Source organism: Streptomyces klenkii, from assembly GCF_003626645.1.
GTDB lineage: Bacteria > Actinomycetota > Actinomycetes > Streptomycetales > Streptomycetaceae > Streptomyces > Streptomyces klenkii.
Map to the genome: position 1 here is coordinate 1 of NZ_RBAM01000083.1, position 1,391 is coordinate 1,391.

General features: G+C 62.5%; 2 protein-coding genes. Both read right to left on the bottom strand.

Features of this window, described 5'->3' with window-relative positions; genetic code table 11:
• Positions 1-77 precede the first annotated feature (77 nt).
• Positions 78-497, bottom strand: coding sequence for a hypothetical protein (locus D7231_RS36365; protein ID WP_147449884.1), 420 nt, complete (start codon positions 495-497; stop codon positions 78-80).
• Positions 498-531: 34 nt separating this feature from the next.
• Positions 532-1,391, bottom strand: an 860-nt coding sequence (locus tag D7231_RS34765) for a transposase family protein (RefSeq protein WP_206752007.1), incomplete at its 5' end; no start/stop codon positions are given.

Below are 1,391 nucleotides of genomic sequence, written 5' to 3' on the forward strand. Positions count from 1 at the left end.
CTCACTGCCAACCGCGCACGAGGTCGCTAGTTGGCTGCCCGCTGTCGGAATCGCGGCACTGTAAATCCTGGTATTAACTAACTCGTGGAGAGTAGCTGGATCAGCGCGATTGCAATGGGGAGCATGAGAGTCGTCCCGCTCCGGATGAGCAGGCGGGAGGAGGGCGGCAATGAACTTTGTGAAGCTATTTCGTTTCGCGTTTGAAGCAATATGGTCAAACCGTAGTGCAGGCGCATTATTTCGTCTTGCGGTAATGTCTCGGCTTGTTTGAGTTGGTCCGTCATAGTCTCTATGGGGCGTGCTAGCTCATCAATGACTTCCCATTTGTGTCGCTCCATCATGCGGTAGAAGTACAGTGCTGGTACGATAAAAAATCCCAGGCCGCCTGTCAGTAGAAACAGCGCAAAACAGAGGACAGCAATCCCAGCAGCAAACCCCAGGCGGGTGCGTACAGTGAAGAGGGCGGGGGCGAACAGAGCGCCAAAGCTGAACATCATTCCGAATCTCTGAACGTTATTCAGATGGCCGGTATTACATATTCCAGCCGAGGCGGAAGAATTCCAATGCGGTGACGGCCTGGATGACGGCGGGGAGATCACGGAGTCGGCCGCGGTAGCCGCTGGAGAGAGTTTTCCAGTTCTTCAGGTGGGCGATAGCGCGTTCGACCGCAGCGCGGATTCCGGAGATGTTGCGGTTGCTTTCCTTGTCGCTTGGTGACAGTGCCCCGCCGGGCGGGGTTTTGCGTGGGGTGACGACGCTGGCGCCCTGGTAGCCCAGGTCCGCGATCACTGCCGTCCGTGCCAGGAGGGGCTCCCACCCGGTCAAGGCGAGAGCGGCCCGGTCATGGGTACGGCCAGGAAAGGGGCGAGAAACGGCCAGGAGCCGTCCGGCTGTGTCGGCCAGGACCTGGACGTTCACCCCGGGACGACGGCGTTTGCCGCTGTAGAGCTCAGGCTGGCCTGCGCGGGTGCCGGTAGGAATCAGGGTCCCGTCGAGCAGGATGAGCCGCCCGGTAAGGACCTCTTCCAGCCGCGGAGCACTCAGGCGCAGCGCCCGCGAGATCAGGGGCAGGTAGCGGCGGTAGATGCGTGAGACCGTGGGCTGGCTCACTCCCACGAGGTGGGCGATCGTGGCTTGGGACATGTTGGAGCGCAGCATCACGAGCGTCAGCACGACCCCCTGCGGGAGGTCCAGGGCTGGCCGCCGCCCGGCGCGCCGCCGGCTGCTGTCTCCCGTCTCCGGGGTTAGGCGCGCGACCCGGCCGATGAGATCGCGGATCTGCCCGGCCGTCAGCCCGATTGCTGACGAGTATGAGGCCAGACGTTCGCAGACTGCATCTATGGCGGCGCCGCGGTGCAGTTGCCACCCTTCTCCCCGCGGTAAGCGGTCAT

What these genes read in the sequence shown, in the direction of transcription:
- D7231_RS36365 (WP_147449884.1), bottom strand. Translation starts at nt 497, where the DNA reads ATGATGTTCAGCTTTGGCGCTCTGTTCGCCCCCGCCCTCTTCACTGTA.